We start from the raw sequence: 16938 nt of genomic DNA, 5'->3' as shown, positions 1-16938 counted from the left end.
TTTAGGAAAGGTTAACTTTCGTCACCGGGCCAAGGTTTGCGATCCAGTGCCATTGGATAGGGCCAAGGGTCGTGCTTTTCGGTCAGGGCCTCCGCGCGCCATGCAAGAAACGCGGGGTCGTTCAGATGCGCTGAGACATAGACCTTCGCTGCATCGCTGACAGGCAGGTCATAGGCCGTGATCCGCATGGCCACCGGTGCATAGAATACATCAGCCAGTGAATACCCACCGAAAAGCCAAGGCCCTCCATCGCCATGCCGCTCTCTGGCAAGCGACCATAGCAATTCGATCCGCGCTAGGTCTGCCAGGACCTCTTTGGAGGGTGCGAACCCCTGCCACCCGAAGGCGATCATCATCGGGCAAGCATTTCGCAGCGCGCCAAAGCCGCTGTGCATCTCTGCTGTGATGGACCGTGCAAGCGCACGTGCTGCCGGATCGCGAGGGTAAAGCGGAAGGTCCGGATGCCGTTCCACCAAAGTTTCTGCCATGGCGATGCTGTCGGAAAGCACATGCCCGTCTGCGGTTTGCAAAACAGGAACCGTTTTCGCAGGCGCAAGATGCGCCAGATCAGCGGCCATTGTACCCGCGTAGAGCCCGACCAGATTGGTTTCGAACGGCAGCCCGAATTTTTCAAGCATCAGCCAGCCGCGCAGCGACCAGCTACTGAAGGTGCGATCACCGATGTAGAGTTTGTATGTCATGGCGCTATCCCTAAGCCGCTTTGCCTGAACAAATCCAATTGTCTTCTGTGACGCGCCTCATCACGGGTTGTGATTGATCTGATCTGCACGCCAGCCGCCTGGGCCATAAACAAGGGTCGTGACCGAGAGGTTCTCGATCCGGTGGCTGAAAGCTTCGTATGCGCTGATCCCTAGGGCGCGCTGCACTTGGGTCAGGATGACCCCGAAATGTGCGACAACGATCAGGTCGTCGTACCCCTGCGCCAGATAGTGATCGATCGCACTGTCGACACGCTGTCTGACCGCATTCCAGCTTTCGCCCTGCGGCGGTGCCACATGGCCCGGCGTTTCCCAATAGGCGCGGATGGTCTGCGGGTCTGTCGCTTCGATCTCGGCAAAGGTTTTCAACTCCCATGCGCCGAAATTGATCTCTCGGAGGTTTGGATCATGCGGCAGACGGAGGGCAGAGGCGAGCGTATCTGCCGTTGTGACGGCGCGCTGCAAGTCGGATGACACCACGGGGGCGTCGGGCAGATGGTCGCGCAAGCGGGCGAGGGCCGCGGTATCGGACAGGTCTGCGGGAATATCCGACCAACCGACCATGGATTTGGCATGGGTCGGGCCATGGCGCACCAGCCAGAGCCGTGTCACGGCAGCTTGCCCTTGAGCACAAGCGGCAGCCCCGCCATGACTGCCACGACCAGATCGGCTTGCGCCGCGATTTGCTGGTTCAGCCGCCCCTGGGCGTTCCGGAACCTGCGGGCGAGTGCATTTTCGGGGACAATGCCTTGCCCCACTTCGTTCGACACCACGACCACCGGGCCTTCTTGCAGCGCCAGAGCTGACAAGAACGCAGCGGTATGTGCGTCGACATCGTGGTCGCCAAGTATCACATTCGTCAACCAAAGCGTCGCACAATCGATCAGTACGGGTGCATTAGGCGGCGCCTGTAACAAGGCGTGGGGCAGGTCCAGAGGTTCTTCGATCGTTGTCCAGCGCGTGCCGCGCATGTCGCGATGCTGCGCGACTTTGGCTGCCATTTCTTCATCAAAAATTTGGGCGGTCGCAATATAGGTGGGTGTTGTTGACTGTTGCAAAATCAGCGTTTCGGCGAATGCCGATTTGCCGGAGGCCGCGCCACCGAAGACGAGAGTAAGATCGGGCAAGGGCATAGTTCAGACTTTTTAGTGATCCAAGTGGTTCACCACTACGTAACGAATACAACTAGCAAAGTTAATGCAACGATTTGCACCTGGGAGAATAAACATGGGCGTAGCCGGTTTTTCTGATCAAACTTTGTCTCGGACGGCAATGAAGGCAGAATTGCTTGATGCTGAGACCGAACTTGCGCTGGCGTATGCCTGGCGCGATCAACGCGACGAAGAGGCGCTGCATCGTTTGATCACCGCTTACATGCGTCTCGCGATTTCGATGGCCTCCAAGTTCAAACGCTATGGCGCTCCGATGAACGACCTGATCCAGGAAGCGTCGGTCGGTCTGATGAAGGCCGCTGACAAATTTGACCCCGACCGTGGCGTGCGGTTCTCCACCTATGCTGTCTGGTGGATCAAGGCGTCCATCCAGGACTATGTGATGCGCAACTGGTCGATGGTCCGCACTGGTTCAACATCCTCACAAAAGTCGCTGTTTTTCAACATGCGCCGCGTGCAGGCCCGTTTGGAGCGAGAAGCCGCAGCAGAAGGCCGCACGCTTGATAAACACGATCTGCATGAGATGATCGCGATCGAAGTTGGTGTTCCATTGCATGACGTCGAGATGATGGAGGGGCGTTTGTCCGGCTCTGACTTTTCGCTGAATGCGACCCAGTCGGCAGAGGATGAAGGCCGCGAATGGATTGATGCCCTAGAGGACGAAGGCACGCAGGCCGCCGAATACGTCGAAAACAACCATGACACTGAAACGCTGCGCCAGTGGTTGTTGACAGCGCTGACAAGCCTGAATGACCGCGAGCAGTTTATCGTCCGCGAGCGCAAGCTGCGCGAGGAGCCACGCACATTGGAAAGCCTTGGCGCAGAGCTTGGCTTGTCCAAGGAACGTGTCCGCCAGCTTGAAGCGGCTGCATTTGGCAAAATGCGCAAGAGCCTTGAGGCCCAAAGCTCCGAGGTCCATGCGTTTTTTGCATAGGCGATAGGAATGGTCATGTTGTTGTCTTTCCGGTTCTTTCTGACCTAGTGTCAGATCAACAAGAACCGGAGACAGCGGATGCTGGCAGACAAGCACATTCTACTTATCGTTGGCGGCGGCATCGCCGCCTTCAAGTCGTTGGATCTGGTGCGCCGCTTGCGGGAACAAGGTGCGCGTGTCACGCCCGTTTTGACCAAATCAGGCGCGGAATTTGTGACACCTCTCAGCCTGTCCGCACTTGCTGCATCCAAGGTTTATCAGGACCTCTTCAGCCTGACCGACGAGGCCGAGATGGGTCATATCGAACTGTCTCGCGCGGCTGATCTGATCGTCGTGGCCCCAGCCACAGCGGATCTCATGGCAAAAATGGCGGGTGGCTTGGCGAATGATCTGGCTACGACCCTTTTGCTTGCGACAGACAAACGCGTTTTGATTGCCCCTTCCATGAATGTGCGCATGTGGAATCATCCTGCCACCCAGCGTAATCTGGCGACCTTGCAGGGCGATGGCGTGCTGGTCGTCGGCCCGAACGAAGGCGATATGGCCTGTGGCGAATACGGGCCGGGCCGGATGGCAGAAGTCCCCGAAATCATCGCAGCGATTGATGCGGCCTTGTCGGACGGGCCATTGAAGGGCCGGCATGTGCTGGTCACATCCGGTCCCACGCACGAGCCAATCGATCCGGTCCGCTATATCGCGAACCGGTCATCGGGTGCCCAAGGTACGGCGATTGCCAAGGCTTTGGCTGCACTGGGTGCGGATATCACCTTTGTCACAGGTCCTGCGGATGTGCCGCCGCCCTTGGGTGTGAAAGTGGTCAAGGTCCAGACTGCCGCACAGATGCTAGAGGCGGTGACGGCAGCAGGCGCGGCGGACGCGGCTATCTTTGCGGCGGCGGTTGCGGATTGGCATGTGGCGAATGCAGGCACGCAGAAGATCAAGAAAGATGGATCGGGCCTGCCAAAGCTGGAATTTGCTGAAAACCCTGACATTCTGGCGACCGTCTCCCAGATGAAGCAAGGCCGCCCCAAGCTGGTTGTCGGTTTTGCCGCTGAAACGCAGGACGTTGTCGCCCATGCGACCGCCAAGCGCTTGCGCAAGGGCTGCGACTGGATCGTTGCCAACGATGTTTCACCTGCGACGGGGATCATGGGTGGCACTGAAAATGCTGTGACATTGATCACGGATGCAGGGCCAGAAGCTTGGCCGCGCATGAGCAAGGACGCTGTTGCCACCGCCCTCGCCGCGCGCATCGCAAAGGAAATTGCGTGAGCGTTGTGATCCAGTTTCAATGGGTGGACGGGGCGGATACAGCACTCGGCCTGCCTTGCTACGAGACTGTGGGCGCTGCGGGCGCTGATCTACGGGCAAATCTGGAAAGACAGGAACCGGTTGTTTTGGTGCCGGGAGCGCGCGCACTGGTCTCTACGGGGCTTCGTCTGGCTATCCCGCAGGGATTCGAGGTGCAGGTCAGGCCGCGCTCTGGTCTGGCGCTCAAGCATGGGGTCACTTTGGCCAATACGCCCGGCACGATCGACAGTGATTATCGTGGTCCTTTGGGTGTGATCTTGATCAATCTGGGGCAGGACAGCTTTACCGTCACCCATGGTATGCGGATCGCGCAGATGGTCGTGGCCCCTGTGGTGCAAGCCCAGATGCAGGCCGTGACCGACCTTGATGAAACCGCGCGCGGCGCGGGCGGCTTTGGATCGACCGGCCTATGATTATGGTTGGTGCGATGGTGGCCAGCCTTTGGGCGATCGGTTGGCTGATGAAGGCGCCCTATGCCGTACGCTGGAACATGACGGGTATCTTGCTGGTGGGGGTCATGCTCACCCATGTGATCCTGCCAGATGGCCACCCCTTGCGCATGGCGACGGGGGGTGATGCCCGCCTTTGGGGCTTGCTGATTGCCTTTGGGTTCATCGTCTGGGGATATCGCAAAGTGCTTGCGCGTTTGCGCGCCCGCGTCGTGCAGAACGAGACTCCTGTTGCCCAACCTGACAGTTTTTCGAGCACCGAACTCAACCGCTACGCCCGCCATATCATCCTGCGCGAAATCGGAGGGCCGGGGCAGAAGGCATTGCGCAATGCCCGTGTGCTGGTAGTGGGGGCAGGTGGCTTGGGCGCGCCTGCTTTGCAGTATCTGGCGGCGGCGGGTATCGGCACCATCGGGGTGATCGACGACGATGTCGTTGAAAACGCCAATCTGCAACGGCAGGTGATCCATCTGGATCGCACAATCGGGATGCCGAAAGTGCATTCCGCTGCCGAGGCGATGAGGGCACAGAACCCCTTTGTCACAGTCCGCCCCTATCATCGCCGGCTAGAGGCGGATATCGCGGCGGAGCTTTTTGCCGACTACGATCTGGTGCTGGATGGCACTGACAATTTCACCACCCGTTATCTGGTAAACGCGACTGCGGTCGAGACGAAAACACCGTTGATTGCCGCAGCCCTGACTCAATGGGAAGGGCAGATCAGCCTTTATGATCCTGCGCGTGGAACCCCTTGTTATGCCTGTGTCTTTCCCACATCACCCGACCCTTCGCTGGTGCCAAGCTGCGCCGAGGCAGGGGTGATCGGCCCCTTGCCCGGTGTGATCGGCGCGATGATGGCCGTCGAGGCGATCAAGCAGATCACGGGTGCGGGCGAGGGGCTGGGAGGCCGACTGCTTATTTATGATGCGCTCTATGCGCAGGTCCGCACGATTGGTGTCAAACCACGCGAAGATTGCACGGTTTGTCAGGGCAGGGGCTTGCACGGCCAAGGCGGACGTTCATAGTGCGTGTCTAGTATTCAAACTCTGGGGAGATGATCATGAGATTACTTGCAACTTTGGCTGCTGCGTTTTTTGCGACTGGTGCTGTCGCAGGGGGGCATCTGCCTAATCTGGAAGGCCGCGAAATTGTGGTCGTGACAGAAAACGCCTATCCGCCGCTGCAGTTCATTGATGGTGCGGGCAATGCGGTCGGCTGGGAATATGACGCAATGGCAGAGATTGCCTCACGTCTGAATGCCACGATTGTCTATGAAAATATCAGTTGGGATGCGATGATTGCGGCCGTGTCCGAAGGCCAGTTCGATATGGGCATGACCGGCATCACAATCCGCGAGGATCGCGCTGAAGTCGTTGATTTCTCGGATAAATACATGACCTCCGAGATGGTCATGATGGTGCGCGGTGACGAGGACCGCTTTACCGATGCTGCCAGTTTTGCCGCAAACGCGGATTTGCTGATGGCAGCGCAGCCGGGTACGACGCCTTTTTATGTCGGTGTCTATGACGTGTTGGACGGTGACGAGGCCAACCCGCGCATCGTATTGATGGAAACCTTCGGTGCCACTGTGCAGGCGCTGCGCACAGGCGATGTCGATCTGGTCCTGACGGACGGCACCGCAGGTAACGGCTATGTCGATGCCTCCGACGGTGGGTTGAAGATCATCGGTGAAAAACTGGGGACCGAGGACTTCGGTTTCATCTACCCCAAAGGGTCCGATCTGGTCGCACCGATCAATGCGGCAATTGCCGATATGATGGCTGATGGCACGATCGAGGCGCTGAATACCAAGTGGTTCCTAGAGTATAAGCTGGGCGAATAAAGACTGACATGGAGGTCCCGGGCTTTGCCCGGGACTGTGCCCTGCCATGATCCCCACATCACCCTCAGACAAAGACTTCCCGTGGTGGCTGGTCGCTGTAATCGCGATTGGGCTCTATCTGTTCTGGCAGGTGCTGACGGTCGAGGAATACAGCCGCGTTCTGTCGACACTGCGCCAAGGGGTTTGGGTCACGATCTATGTCACAGTTGTGTCCTACACGATGGCCTGTGTGCTGGGGCTGGGGCTGGCACTTGCCGGGCTGTCACGCTCTCTCGTTCTGCGTCAGATCGCGCGATTTTATATCGAGGTCGTGCGGGGCGTCCCGATTATCGTCTTGTTACTTTATGTGGCGTTTGTCTTGGCTCCGATGATGGTGGCGGGCTGGAACTGGATTGCGCAAAGCATCGGGTTGGACCCCGTTCGCAACCGCGATTTTTCCCTACTTTGGCGTGCGGTGATTGCCCTGACCATCGCCTATTCGTCGTTTCTGGCCGAGGTGTTTCGTGCTGGTCTGCAATCGGTCGACAAAGGCCAGATCGAAGCCGCAGAGGCGCTGGGCCTGAATCGCTGGCAGCGATTTCGTCACATCGTTTTCCCTCAAGCTTTGCGGACGATCATGCCGCCTTTGGGCAATGACTTTGTCGCTATGGTCAAGGATTCGTCGCTTGTCAGTGTGCTCGGTGTGACGGATGTCACGCAGTTGGGCAAAGTGACCGCGGCGGGCAATTTCCGCTATTTTGAGACCTACAATGTTGTGGCGCTTGTCTACCTTACGATCACCATCACCCTGTCGATCGCTTTGCGCCGGTTCGAGAAACGAATGCGTGAACGATAGCTGGCAAGTCTGCCGCCTGCGCACTACCTTATGCGCAAAGGAGACCTGCCATGACAAACCCGCTGCTTTCTGATTGGGAAACGCCCTTTGGACTACCGCCCTTTGATCTGATTTCGGACGAGGATTTCGCGCCGGCAGTTGATGCCGCTTTGGCGCAATCGCGGGCCAATATTGCGGCGATTGCTGACAATCCCGAGGCGCCCACTTTCGCCAATACGATCGAAGCCTTGGAGCAGGCAGATGAAACGCTTTCGCGCGTGTTGGGCGCGTTTTACAATATCGCGGGTGCGGACAGTAATCCCAAGCGCGAGGCGCTTCAGCGAGATTTTGCGCCTCTGTTGAGCGCTTATGGGTCCGAGGTATCTGAAAACAAGGCTCTCTTTGCGCGGGTCGAGGCTATTTGGGCTGCCCGTGACGCACTTGATCTGACCGACGAGCAACAGCGCGTCTTGATGCTGACGCGCCGTGGTTTTGTCCGCTCGGGCGCACAGTTGGAAGGCGAGGCTGCCGAGAAATTGCGCGCGGTCAAATCCCGCCTGTCTGTTCTGGGCACGAATTTTACCCAGAACCTGCTGGCGGATGAACGCGAATGGTTCATGCCTTTGGCCGAGGGCGATCTTTCTGGTTTGCCTGATTTTGTGGTCGCCACGGCCAAGGCCGCAGGCGCGGAAAAGGACGCAGGCGGGCCGGTTGTGACCCTGTCGCGGTCCTTGATCGTGCCCTTCCTGCAATTCTCGGACCGTCGTGACCTGCGCCAGAAAGCCTATGAGGCGTGGGGCGCGCGCGGCGCGAACGGTGGCAAGACGGACAATCGCGGCATTGCGGCGGAAACGCTGAAACTGCGCGAGGAGCGGGCCAAGTTGCTGGGTTATGACACCTTTGCCGATTTCAAGCTGGAAACGGAAATGGCAGGTACGCCTGCTGCGGTGCGTGACCTGTTGATGCAGGTCTGGGAACCGGCCAAAGCCTCGGCCGAGGCGGATGCCAAGATGCTGGAGCGGATGCTGCATGCGGACGGGTTTGACGGCCCGCTGGAGCCTTGGGACTGGCGCTATTATTCTGAAAAGCGGCGCAAGCAACTGCATGATCTCGATGAGGCGGAACTGAAGCCCTATTTGCAGCTCGACCGGATGATCGAGGCCTCTTTTGCCTGTGCGAACCGCCTGTTTGGGCTGGAATTTCAGCCGATTGAAGGCCCTGTCTATCACCCCGACGTGCGCCTTTGGGAAGTGACCCGCGATGGCGCGCATGTGGCTGTATTCATTGGCGATTATTTTGCCCGTGGGTCGAAACGCTCTGGCGCGTGGTGTTCGGCGATGCAGTCGCAACACCGGTTGGGCAAGGACGTGCGCCCGCATGTGGTGAACGTCTGCAATTTTGCCAAGCCAGAGGCAGGCAAGCCCGCGCTTTTGTCCTATGACGACGCGCGCACGCTGTTTCACGAATTCGGCCATGCGCTGCATCAGATGCTGTCGGATGTGACCTATGAAAGCATTTCTGGTACATCCGTGGCCCGCGATTTCGTAGAACTGCCTAGCCAGCTTTATGAGCATTGGCTGGAGGTACCCGAAGTTCTGGCGGAATTCGCGACACACGCCGACACGGGCGCGCCGATGCCGGAAGATCTGTTGCAGCGTATGTTGGGGGCTGCGACCTATGATATGGGTTTCCAGACGGTGGAATATGTAGCCTCTGCCCTTGTCGATCTGGAGTTTCACAACGGGTCAGCCCCTGCCGATCCGATGCAGCGGCAGACCGAAATCCTCGACGAGATCGGGATGCCTCACGCGATCCGCATGCGCCACGCTACCCCGCATTTCGCGCATGTCTTTGCAGGTGACGGCTATTCCAGCGGCTATTACAGCTACATGTGGTCCGAGGTGATGGATGCCGATGCCTTTGCGGCCTTTGAAGAGGCGGGCGATCCGTTTGACAGTGCTACGGCCAAGCGGTTGGAGGAAACGGTACTGTCGTCAGGCGGGTCAGTCGATGCGGCTGATCTTTACACCGCTTTCCGGGGCCGGTTGCCGGGGGTCGAGGCGCTGCTGAAAGGGCGCGGTTTGGACAAGGCTGCGTAGGATGGGTGATATCACCCATCCTACCTGTTGTCGTCGGGGTGTTTGGTCACCCCGACGGGGTCTTTGTGGATCAGCACATCAGCGCGAGGGTAGGCCGCAATAATGGCGCGGCGCAGGGCGGCCCCGATCTTGTGGGCGTCGTCCAGCGTTTGGCTGCCGTCCAGTTCGATATGCAGGTTCACAAAGACGCGGCTACCTGCAACGCGAGTTTTGAGATCGTGAAACCCGTGGATACCATCAAAGTTTTCAGCAATATCTGCGATGCCTTGGATCATGGCGGGGTCGGCTTGACGGTCCATTAGCGCGTCAAAAGCGCTCTTGCCGATGCGTATCGCACCGAAGCCAAGGAAAGCCGCAGCAGCCAGCGCTACAACGCTATCAATCTGGTGCAGTCCGAAAGCTGCAGAGGCCCACAGGGCGATGATCGCCCCCATGTTCGGGATCAGGTCGCCGATGTAATGCAGGCTGTCGGCCTTGACGACCTTGTTGTCGGTCTTGGCCGCTACATGCCTTTGCCACAGAACAAGCGCCAGCGTCAGGCAGATGGAAAAGACGATGATCGCGATACCTTGGCCTTCGCGTTCGGGCAAGACGACTGTGTCGTCCAAAAGCCGGAAGATCGCCGCGACAGCGATTACTCCTGCCGAGATCATGATGAACAAGGATTGCCCGAGAGCGGCCAAGTCCTCGGCCGAGGTATGCCCGAAATTGTGATCGTCATCCGCTGGTTTGGCGGCATAGGCGATGGCGACCAACCCGCCCAGCGACATCATCAGGTCCATTGCGCTATCGGCGAGGGTTGCAGCAACCGCAAGCGATCCGGTTTGCCCCAGCGCCCAGAGTTTCGCCAGCACCAGGATGAGTGCGACCGAAACGGACAATACTCCGGCAGAAAGGTTCAGACGTGTGTCACGTGTGTTGGTCATAGTTTACCAGCTAGATAGGCTGGCGGCGCAATGCTAGGTCTATTTTGCAGGTTTCAGCTGACGGTCGTCCGCTTAGTCACGGATTTCACCGTCTGACACACCCCAAAACTGGTTTTTTGGAACCCAGCCGCGATATCCGCCCGCAGTCAGTTCGCACCAATCGGGGTTACATTCACCCAAGCGTGCGACCACGCCGGGTTCGAGAATGGCATTTTCGATCGCAGAAGTTTCAGGTCTGGCGCGTAGGGCGGTGTTTTCCGCTTCGATCAGTACCGTCCGCGCGCCTGACAACATCCGGTAATGAATCCAGCCGCCTTGACCATCGCGGTCGATCACGCGCCGCCAATGACCGTATTCAGCGATTACTTGCAACGGCATGTCACGGCGGGTGAAAACCCAATCGATCCGGTGGGACAGGGACGGGCCGCGGCGGACATTCGCCTCGCCAGCGCGCAGCGACACAAAACGCGGGAGCGGCAGGTTGGTTTCTGGCCCAATCGCGGGTCCCGGATCATTCTGCTGTGCAAAGCTCGCACCTGCGCTGATCGCAAATGCGATAACCGCAATTTGTATAAGACGGAACCAATGCGCCAATACACTCATTGTTTGCCCTTAACTGCTCAAATCCGGCGCGCGGTTCTTGTGCTGCGCGTCCCTTTGGCGCAACCTGCCATGCAAAGAGTGATTTGAAAAGCCGGGGAGGGCTGTTGCATGCCAGGTAGACAGTTAAGTGTTGTCGTGACGCGACGGTTGCCTGAAGTGGTCGAGACCCGCATGAAGGAGTTGTTCAACGTCAGCTTGCGCGAAGACGACAGCCCGATGACCCCGGAAGAGTTAGCCGATGCGATAGGCCGCGCGGATATTCTCGTTTGCACGATCACGGATCAGATTGATGCCAAGATGCTGGCGCGCGCGAGTGAAAAGCTCAAGCTGATCGCGAATTTTGGTGCGGGGGTGGACCATATTGATGTGGCGACGGCGCGTCAGCGCGGCATCCATGTTTCCAATACGCCAGGTGTCGTGACTGAAGATACGGCCGACATGGTGATGGCTCTGATCCTTGCCGTGACCCGCCGCATGGCCGAAGGCATGCGCCTTGCCCAATCGAACGAATGGCAGGGCTGGTCACCAACTGCAATGTTGGGAGGCCGGATCAAGGGCCGTCGTCTGGGTATCTTGGGGATGGGCCGGATCGGACAGGCGGTTGCGAAACGTGCAGCGGCTTTCGGGATGCAGGTCCATTATCACAATCGCAAGCGCCTGCGCCCCGAAGTGGAAGAGGCGCTTGATGCGACTTATTGGGAAAGCCTTGATCAAATGGTCGCCCGCGTGGATATCCTGTCGATCAACTGCCCGCATACGCCCTCTACGTTCCACCTGATGAATGCGCGCCGCCTCAAGTTGATGAAGCCTAGTGCGGTGATCGTGAATACATCGCGCGGCGAGGTGATTGACGAAAATGCCCTTACCCGGATGCTGCGCGCGGGCGAGATTGCGGGCGCTGGCCTTGATGTGTTCGAGCGCGGGCACGAGATCAATCCACGCCTGAAGGAATTGCCCAACGCGATCCTGCTGCCCCATATGGGCTCTGCCACGTTGGAGGGCCGCATCGAGATGGGCGAGAAGGTGATCGTGAACATCAAGACCTTTGCGGACGGTCACAGACCGCCCGATCTGGTCGTGCCGGCGATGCTTTAGCGCTCGCGGATAAGCGACAAAACACCATCTCTGCCACATTGGTTAGGCTTGTTTCAGCTTATCCACAGCCTTGGGAAGAGATTGGTTGTCTGGTGTCCTTTCGGAATTAATGTCGCAGTTGTTGGCGGCGCTTGATTCTTAGTGCCGTCGCTATTTGCTAAAAAGCAGGGGCATTGATCACGGAATGTCTGGATCGACTTTGCAGAACGCCGTGCCTTTGGCGCTTGTTGCTATCGGGTTTGGCCTGATCGCTGTCCTCGATGATCTGACAGATGAGGATGTAAAAGCCTATCAGGCGAAGCTTTCTGCCTTCGCGTCAACAGCGAACTCCACGTTATCCGCTGCGATTTCACAGCCATCCGCGTTCAATGCCGCGGACCTAGCGCCATCGTCGCAGGCGGTTACCGCGGACGCTGTAACGCCTCTTGCGAAAGCGCTGGCCCTGTCCACGGTCCGACCACATATCAAAACCTATTTGCCAGAGCCTGCCGAAGGATGGACCCAACGCGAGACCCGCAATGACGACTATCGCCGGGCGACAGGCGTTGCACCGATTGTATGGGAAGACGTGAATCCGCAGATCGCCTCACTTGAGAACCAGATGATGCAGCACCTCTCTGCCAAACTTGAAACACCCCACCGTGACCGTGGCCTTCAACGTGCTGCGATCACCTATCAAAATGGCGATGACATTATTCTTTTGTCTGTGACTTACACCCCGCACCGCGTTTTTGAAGGGCCGGACGGCGGGGCATTCTTGGTGATCAAGACAATGATGCGCGATCTCTGCACCTCTGAATATGGTGCGAAACCTTATACCATCCAAGGTTTGCCTTTTGAAGAATCCCCGATTGCAGGGTCAGCCAATGCCCGGCGGATCGAAGGGTTTCTGGGAGATCAGATCGACATTGCCGTCATAACTAACACGCCTGATGCGCCTGTTGTCGATTTGCTGGGGCGCTTGGATATCGGCGGACTTAACCGGATCATTCAACAGCCCGTTATATTGGCCGCTGCAACGACTAATGCGGCAGTGTCCGACTAGGTCGTATTCCGCTCTGGCGATGCGCTAGCCTGACCATTTATCAGGGAGTTTTTGCGCCTGCACGGCTTCGTCGAGGATCGCCACATAGCGCTTCATAGAATGTGCGATAAAGCGTTTGTCCGTTTCCGAAGTAATCAGTGTCGCCTTACCCATATGATTGAAATCACCAGGAAGTTTCGGGACAATATCGTCTGACCGGTTGATCAGCAGGCAGCGTTCGTCCTGTACTACCCTATTGCTGGTTTTCTTGGGCCGAGGGGCCGCAAAGCCGATCGCTGGCGCATTATAGCTTTTTGACAAGATTTGCGTCGCAGCCGCACCAAGCGAATGCCCGATGATGAAATTTGGTTGCACGCCTTCTTTTTTCAGCCAGTCAAAGATCAGGCGGGAATAGTGCAGAAATCCCTGATGCCAGATCGTGCCAGACGCACCGCGTTCTGTTGCGTCCGAACTCATGATCAGGCGTTGATTCCCAAGCCGGAGCGGGCGCAGGTTGAACTTCAGGTAGTCGCGTACCGAGTTGGACCCTGGCAAGAGCAGGATATTCCCCTCAAGAAGATGCGCCTGTACATCGTCATGGTCAAAGGATTTCAGCACCTTCGGCTTCAGGATTCGCCCCGCGGCATAGCTGGCTTCGGCCAAGGTTGCGGCGTCTTTCAGTCTGTAAGTTGTCATCGCATATCCCTCCGTTGACGTAGGGGAACACAAAACTGTGCAGGTGCCTAGTGAGGAAACCCTGACCTGTGTGGCTGCATAACCCACGGCTTGTCGGTTTTAAGCGTAAAGCAGTCGGCTGGTTCTTTCGCTGCCGCGTTGTTTGGCGCAAATTGCAGCACAAAGGTGCCAAGGGAGTCGCGCGCATGAAAACCCAAGTCAAAGCATTGGTTGTCGGTGGTGGGGCTGTCGGCACCTCAATTGCCTATCATCTTGCAAAGGCCGGATGGAATGACGTGATGCTGTTAGAGCGCGACGAGCTGACCTCTGGCTCGACCTGGCACGCGGCAGGCTTGCTGCCGCTGTTCAACATGTCCTTTGCGACGACCCATATCCACAAATACTCGGTCGATTTCTATAAATCGCTCGAGGCGGAAACAGGGCTGAACGCGGGTTTCGCCGTGGTCGGCAACCTGCGCATGGCGCAGACCCAAGAGCGGATGGACGAGTTCATGCTTTATGCCTCCACCGCTGAAACCTGTGACGTGCCTTACGTCTGGATGACTCCCGATGAGATCAAGGCGAAATGGCCGCTGATCCGAACGGATGATCTGAAGGGTGCGCTTTATCACCACACGGACGGGTATATTAACCCCGCCGATGTGACCCAAGCCATGGCCAAGGGTGCGCGTCAGCGTGGCGTGATGATCGAACGTAAATGGCAGGCGGATGCGTTCCATTGGAACGGCGACGCGTGGGAAGTGACCTGCACCAAGATGGTGGAAAAGGGCGGCAACCTTGTGCCCTCGGACGAACAGATTGTCATCACCGCAGAACATGTTGTAACAGCTTCGGGCAACCATGCCCAAACGACGGCCAAGAAACTCGGCATCAAAATCCCAGCCATCCCGGTCGAGCATCAGTTCATCGTCATGGATCAGGACCCCGCGCTGGTGCAATTCCGCGCTGAAGGCAATGTGGAACATCCTGTAGTGCGTGATGCCGATGCGCAGTCTTATGTGCGCGAAGAACGTGGCGGCTGGATTTTGGGCGTCTATGAAAAGGGCGCGCCTGCGGTCTTTGAGTATGGTGTGCCTGACAGCTTTCGCGCCGATCTGTTCCCGCTCGATCTGGAGCGGATCGAAGAACAATATATGGCGATGATCCACCGGATTCCGTCCTGCGAGGACAGCGGCCTGAAGGATGATTTCAACGGCCCGATCTGCTATACGCCGGATGGCAACCCGCTGGTTGGTCCAGCGCCGGGCTTGCGTAATATGTGGCTGGCCGAAGGGTTTTCTTTCGGGATCACGGCGGCGGGTGGGACCGGCTATTACCTTGCCCAGATGATGGTCGAGGGCGAGGCCGAGATCGACATGGCGAGCCTTGATCCCAAGCGCTATGGCGATTGGATGACGACCGAGTTTGCCGCGCGCAAGAACGAGGAATGCTACGACCACGTTTATATCCTGCATCACCCTGATGAAGAACGGCCCGCTTGCCGCCCGCTACGCACGTCGCCTGCCTATGACAGGCAAGCCGCGCGCGGTGCGCAGTTCGGCTTTGTCAACGGTTGGGAACGCCCGAACTATTATGCACCGATGGGGTTCAACGACCATGACAGCCGGTCTTTCCGCCGTGGTGGATGGTGGCAATATGCAGTGGAAGAGGCCAAGGCAGTGCGCGAAGGTGTCGGCCTGATCGACGCTACCGCATTCACCAAACATATCGTCAAAGGGCCCGGTGCGACGGCCTTTCTGGATTGGTTCACGACCAACAAATTGCCACGCGTTGGCCGGATCAATCTGACCTATGCGCTGACTGCGCATGGCACGACGCGGACGGAATACACGATCGTGCGCTTGGCAGAGGATGAGTATTATCTGGTCTCGGCAGGGGCATGGACCGCTTATGATGCGGATTTCCTGCGCAAGGCCATCGAGGATAAAGAAGCCGAGTTTGGCCGCATCGAGGTCCAGAATGTCACCACCCAATGGGGTGTGTTTGCGATTGCAGGGCCAAAGTCGCGCGATGTACTGAATGCGGTCATCAAGGATGCCGATCCGGCAACAGCGCTGTCCAACAAGCGGTTTCCTTGGCTGTCAGCCCAAAAGATCGAGTTGGGCATGTGCCCTGTGAATGCGATCCGCGTGGCCTATACCGGTGAATTGGGCTGGGAATTGCACCATCCGATCGAAATGCAAAACTATCTCTTTGATCTCCTGGAGAAAGCAGGCGCGCCCTTTGGCATGAAGCTGGTGGGTGCCCGCGCGCAGAACTGGCTGCGGCAGGAGAAATCCTATCGCGCCTTCGGGACAGAGTTGGGCCGGGATGCGACCCCGCTCGAAGCGGATTTGCCGCGTTTTGTCGATCTGTCCAAGGACTTCCATGGCAAGGCCGCAATGGAGGCCAAAGGGATCCGGTCCAAATGTGTGACCCTGCTGATTGATGGCCCGGACGATGCAGACCCTTGGGGCCGCGAGGCGCTCTATCACGGGCAGACCCGCGTCGGTCGTTTGACATCGGGGGGATATTCGGTTGCATTCGGCAAGTCCATCGGGATGGGCTACGTGAAGCCCGAATTGGCGGAAGTGGGCACGAAACTGCAAGTAAAGATGCTGGATCAGCTTTGGGATGCCGAGATTGTGGAAGACAGCCCCTACGACCCAAAGAACGCCAGCATTCGCGTGGATGGTTGACAGATGCGATCTTGTAAGGTGGGTTTGAACCCACCTTACGCCTAAGAAAGGTCGCTCCCCATGTCAGACAAGATCGCCGTTGAAAACATCAACACACCAGGCCGCACAACCAATGTCGACAAGGTCAAATATCTTGCAATGAAAGAGGCGATGCTTGCCACCTTGCCCCGGTCGGCTCCCGGTATGACCGCCCAAGAGGCAAAAGAGGCAGCTCAGCGCTTGCTTCCCGACAGCCTGTTTCCCGGCGGTGCCACTGCGGGCTGGTGGCAGAAATGCGTCCAGCTTGATCTTGAAGCCAAAGGCGTAATCGTCCGTGAAACAACCAAGCCCTTGCGCTTTCATCAGGTGTAACTGCCTGCACTAGGCTGACAACCACCCCTAAGCCCTGTCTTGCAAATCCAGTCGCGTTCTTTGCGCGCCGCTTTGGTCAAAGTTGCCTGCGTCCAGCCAGCCTTCCAGTCCCGCCCTGATCCTTGGCCAGTCCGTGTCGATGATCGAATACCATGCCGTGTCGCGGTTACGCCCCTTGTAGACCAGTGCCTGTTTGAACAGACCGTCATAGCTGAAGCCAAGCC

Annotated in this window: 17 protein-coding genes and 1 pseudogene; 11 read left to right on the top strand and 7 right to left on the bottom strand. The window is 57.9% G+C overall.

Annotated elements, in window-relative coordinates; translation table 11 throughout:
• Positions 1 to 11 precede the first annotated feature (11 nt).
• Genes NWQ23_RS11360 through cobU form a run of 3 tightly spaced genes read right to left on the bottom strand, consistent with a single transcriptional unit; the run spans position 12 to position 1852 of the window.
• A complete protein-coding gene (locus NWQ23_RS11360; protein WP_306166474.1) occupies positions 12 to 701 on the bottom strand; it encodes a glutathione S-transferase in 690 nt (229 codons plus the stop codon).
• 60 nt (positions 702 to 761) lie between these two features.
• Entirely contained in the window at positions 762 to 1331 is a 570-nt protein-coding gene (locus tag NWQ23_RS11355) for a histidine phosphatase family protein (protein ID WP_306166473.1), read from the bottom strand.
• Positions 1328 to 1852, bottom strand: a complete 525-nt coding sequence (gene cobU, locus NWQ23_RS11350) for a bifunctional adenosylcobinamide kinase/adenosylcobinamide-phosphate guanylyltransferase (protein WP_306166472.1) — start codon at positions 1850 to 1852, stop codon at positions 1328 to 1330. Before cobU ends, NWQ23_RS11355 begins: the two co-directional genes overlap by 4 nt.
• Before the next feature lie 94 nt (positions 1853 to 1946).
• Between cobU and NWQ23_RS11345 the strand changes: the two genes are divergently transcribed.
• The 7 genes from NWQ23_RS11345 (at position 1947) to NWQ23_RS11315 (ending at position 9341) form a co-directional block, all read left to right on the top strand.
• Entirely contained in the window at positions 1947 to 2825 is an 879-nt protein-coding gene (locus tag NWQ23_RS11345) for an RNA polymerase factor sigma-32 (RefSeq protein ID WP_306166470.1), read from the top strand.
• A 78-nt stretch (positions 2826 to 2903) separates the two neighbouring features.
• On the top strand, positions 2904 to 4097 hold the full coding sequence (coaBC, locus tag NWQ23_RS11340; protein WP_306166469.1) for a bifunctional phosphopantothenoylcysteine decarboxylase/phosphopantothenate--cysteine ligase CoaBC: 1194 nt from the start codon (positions 2904 to 2906) through the stop codon (positions 4095 to 4097).
• Positions 4094 to 4549 carry a dUTP diphosphatase gene (dut, locus tag NWQ23_RS11335; RefSeq protein ID WP_306166468.1) on the top strand — a complete coding sequence of 152 codons (456 nt, stop codon included), beginning with the start codon at positions 4094 to 4096 and terminating at the stop codon, positions 4547 to 4549. Before coaBC ends, dut begins: the two co-directional genes overlap by 4 nt.
• Complete coding sequence (locus tag NWQ23_RS11330) at positions 4546 to 5610, top strand: molybdopterin-synthase adenylyltransferase MoeB (protein ID WP_306166467.1); 1065 nt, start codon at positions 4546 to 4548, stop codon at positions 5608 to 5610. Before dut ends, NWQ23_RS11330 begins: the two co-directional genes overlap by 4 nt.
• A gap of 35 nt (positions 5611 to 5645) precedes the next feature.
• The gene (locus tag NWQ23_RS11325; RefSeq protein ID WP_372340126.1) at positions 5646 to 6428 is read left to right on the top strand and encodes a transporter substrate-binding domain-containing protein; all 783 of its coding nucleotides are present in this window, start codon (positions 5646 to 5648) and stop codon (positions 6426 to 6428) included.
• 46 nt (positions 6429 to 6474) lie between these two features.
• Positions 6475 to 7263, top strand: a complete 789-nt coding sequence (locus NWQ23_RS11320; protein WP_306166465.1) for an amino acid ABC transporter permease — start codon at positions 6475 to 6477, stop codon at positions 7261 to 7263.
• A gap of 50 nt (positions 7264 to 7313) precedes the next feature.
• Positions 7314 to 9341: a M3 family metallopeptidase gene (locus tag NWQ23_RS11315; RefSeq protein ID WP_306166464.1), complete on the top strand. Its 2028-nt coding sequence runs from the start codon at positions 7314 to 7316 to the stop codon at positions 9339 to 9341.
• A gap of 20 nt (positions 9342 to 9361) precedes the next feature.
• Here NWQ23_RS11315 and NWQ23_RS11310 read toward each other — a convergent pair whose 3' ends face one another.
• Positions 9362 to 10267, bottom strand: coding sequence for a cation diffusion facilitator family transporter (locus NWQ23_RS11310; protein WP_306166463.1), 906 nt, complete (start codon positions 10265 to 10267; stop codon positions 9362 to 9364).
• A 72-nt stretch (positions 10268 to 10339) separates the two neighbouring features.
• Positions 10340 to 10870, bottom strand: coding sequence for an SH3 domain-containing protein (locus NWQ23_RS11305; protein WP_306166462.1), 531 nt, complete (start codon positions 10868 to 10870; stop codon positions 10340 to 10342).
• Between the two features lie 108 nt (positions 10871 to 10978).
• Between NWQ23_RS11305 and NWQ23_RS11300 the strand changes: the two genes are divergently transcribed.
• Positions 10979 to 11965 carry a D-glycerate dehydrogenase gene (locus NWQ23_RS11300; RefSeq protein WP_306166461.1) on the top strand — a complete coding sequence of 329 codons (987 nt, stop codon included), beginning with the start codon at positions 10979 to 10981 and terminating at the stop codon, positions 11963 to 11965.
• A 184-nt stretch (positions 11966 to 12149) separates the two neighbouring features.
• Entirely contained in the window at positions 12150 to 13010 is an 861-nt protein-coding gene (locus NWQ23_RS11295) for a hypothetical protein (protein ID WP_306166460.1), read from the top strand.
• Between the two features lie 24 nt (positions 13011 to 13034).
• On the opposite strand, the gene NWQ23_RS11290 is transcribed toward NWQ23_RS11295, so the two are convergent.
• Positions 13035 to 13685, bottom strand: coding sequence for a hypothetical protein (locus NWQ23_RS11290; RefSeq protein ID WP_306166459.1), 651 nt, complete (start codon positions 13683 to 13685; stop codon positions 13035 to 13037).
• 185 nt (positions 13686 to 13870) lie between these two features.
• Between NWQ23_RS11290 and NWQ23_RS11285 the strand changes: the two genes are divergently transcribed.
• On the top strand, positions 13871 to 16363 hold the full coding sequence (locus NWQ23_RS11285; RefSeq protein WP_306166458.1) for an FAD-dependent oxidoreductase: 2493 nt from the start codon (positions 13871 to 13873) through the stop codon (positions 16361 to 16363).
• 60 nt (positions 16364 to 16423) lie between these two features.
• Positions 16424 to 16714, top strand: coding sequence for a hypothetical protein (locus NWQ23_RS11280; protein ID WP_306166457.1), 291 nt, complete (start codon positions 16424 to 16426; stop codon positions 16712 to 16714).
• Positions 16715 to 16741: 27 nt separating this feature from the next.
• Here the strand turns inward: NWQ23_RS11280 and NWQ23_RS11275 are convergent.
• Positions 16742 to 16938 (bottom strand): annotated as a pseudogene (locus tag NWQ23_RS11275) (GNAT family protein); the annotation flags it as partial.

The sequence above is a fragment of the Yoonia sp. genome, from assembly GCF_030731595.1.
GTDB lineage: Bacteria > Pseudomonadota > Alphaproteobacteria > Rhodobacterales > Rhodobacteraceae > Yoonia.
Note: the sequence above shows the minus strand (reverse complement) of the source record. Positions and strands in the feature narration are given on the sequence as shown.

What these genes read in the sequence shown, in the direction of transcription:
- NWQ23_RS11360 (WP_306166474.1), bottom strand. Translation starts at nt 701, where the DNA reads ATGACATACAAACTCTACATCGGTGATCGCACCTTCAGTAGCTGGTCG.
- cobU (WP_306166472.1), bottom strand. Translation starts at nt 1,852, where the DNA reads ATGCCCTTGCCCGATCTTACTCTCGTCTTCGGTGGCGCGGCCTCCGGC.
- NWQ23_RS11345 (WP_306166470.1), top strand. Translation starts at nt 1,947, where the DNA reads ATGGGCGTAGCCGGTTTTTCTGATCAAACTTTGTCTCGGACGGCAATG.
- coaBC (WP_306166469.1), top strand. Translation starts at nt 2,904, where the DNA reads ATGCTGGCAGACAAGCACATTCTACTTATCGTTGGCGGCGGCATCGCC.
- NWQ23_RS11330 (WP_306166467.1), top strand. Translation starts at nt 4,546, where the DNA reads ATGATTATGGTTGGTGCGATGGTGGCCAGCCTTTGGGCGATCGGTTGG.
- NWQ23_RS11325 (WP_372340126.1), top strand. Translation starts at nt 5,646, where the DNA reads ATGAGATTACTTGCAACTTTGGCTGCTGCGTTTTTTGCGACTGGTGCT.
- NWQ23_RS11320 (WP_306166465.1), top strand. Translation starts at nt 6,475, where the DNA reads ATGATCCCCACATCACCCTCAGACAAAGACTTCCCGTGGTGGCTGGTC.
- NWQ23_RS11315 (WP_306166464.1), top strand. Translation starts at nt 7,314, where the DNA reads ATGACAAACCCGCTGCTTTCTGATTGGGAAACGCCCTTTGGACTACCG.
- NWQ23_RS11310 (WP_306166463.1), bottom strand. Translation starts at nt 10,267, where the DNA reads ATGACCAACACACGTGACACACGTCTGAACCTTTCTGCCGGAGTATTG.
- NWQ23_RS11305 (WP_306166462.1), bottom strand. Translation starts at nt 10,870, where the DNA reads ATGAGTGTATTGGCGCATTGGTTCCGTCTTATACAAATTGCGGTTATC.
- NWQ23_RS11300 (WP_306166461.1), top strand. Translation starts at nt 10,979, where the DNA reads ATGCCAGGTAGACAGTTAAGTGTTGTCGTGACGCGACGGTTGCCTGAA.
- NWQ23_RS11295 (WP_306166460.1), top strand. Translation starts at nt 12,150, where the DNA reads ATGTCTGGATCGACTTTGCAGAACGCCGTGCCTTTGGCGCTTGTTGCT.
- NWQ23_RS11290 (WP_306166459.1), bottom strand. Translation starts at nt 13,685, where the DNA reads ATGACAACTTACAGACTGAAAGACGCCGCAACCTTGGCCGAAGCCAGC.
- NWQ23_RS11285 (WP_306166458.1), top strand. Translation starts at nt 13,871, where the DNA reads ATGAAAACCCAAGTCAAAGCATTGGTTGTCGGTGGTGGGGCTGTCGGC.
- NWQ23_RS11280 (WP_306166457.1), top strand. Translation starts at nt 16,424, where the DNA reads ATGTCAGACAAGATCGCCGTTGAAAACATCAACACACCAGGCCGCACA.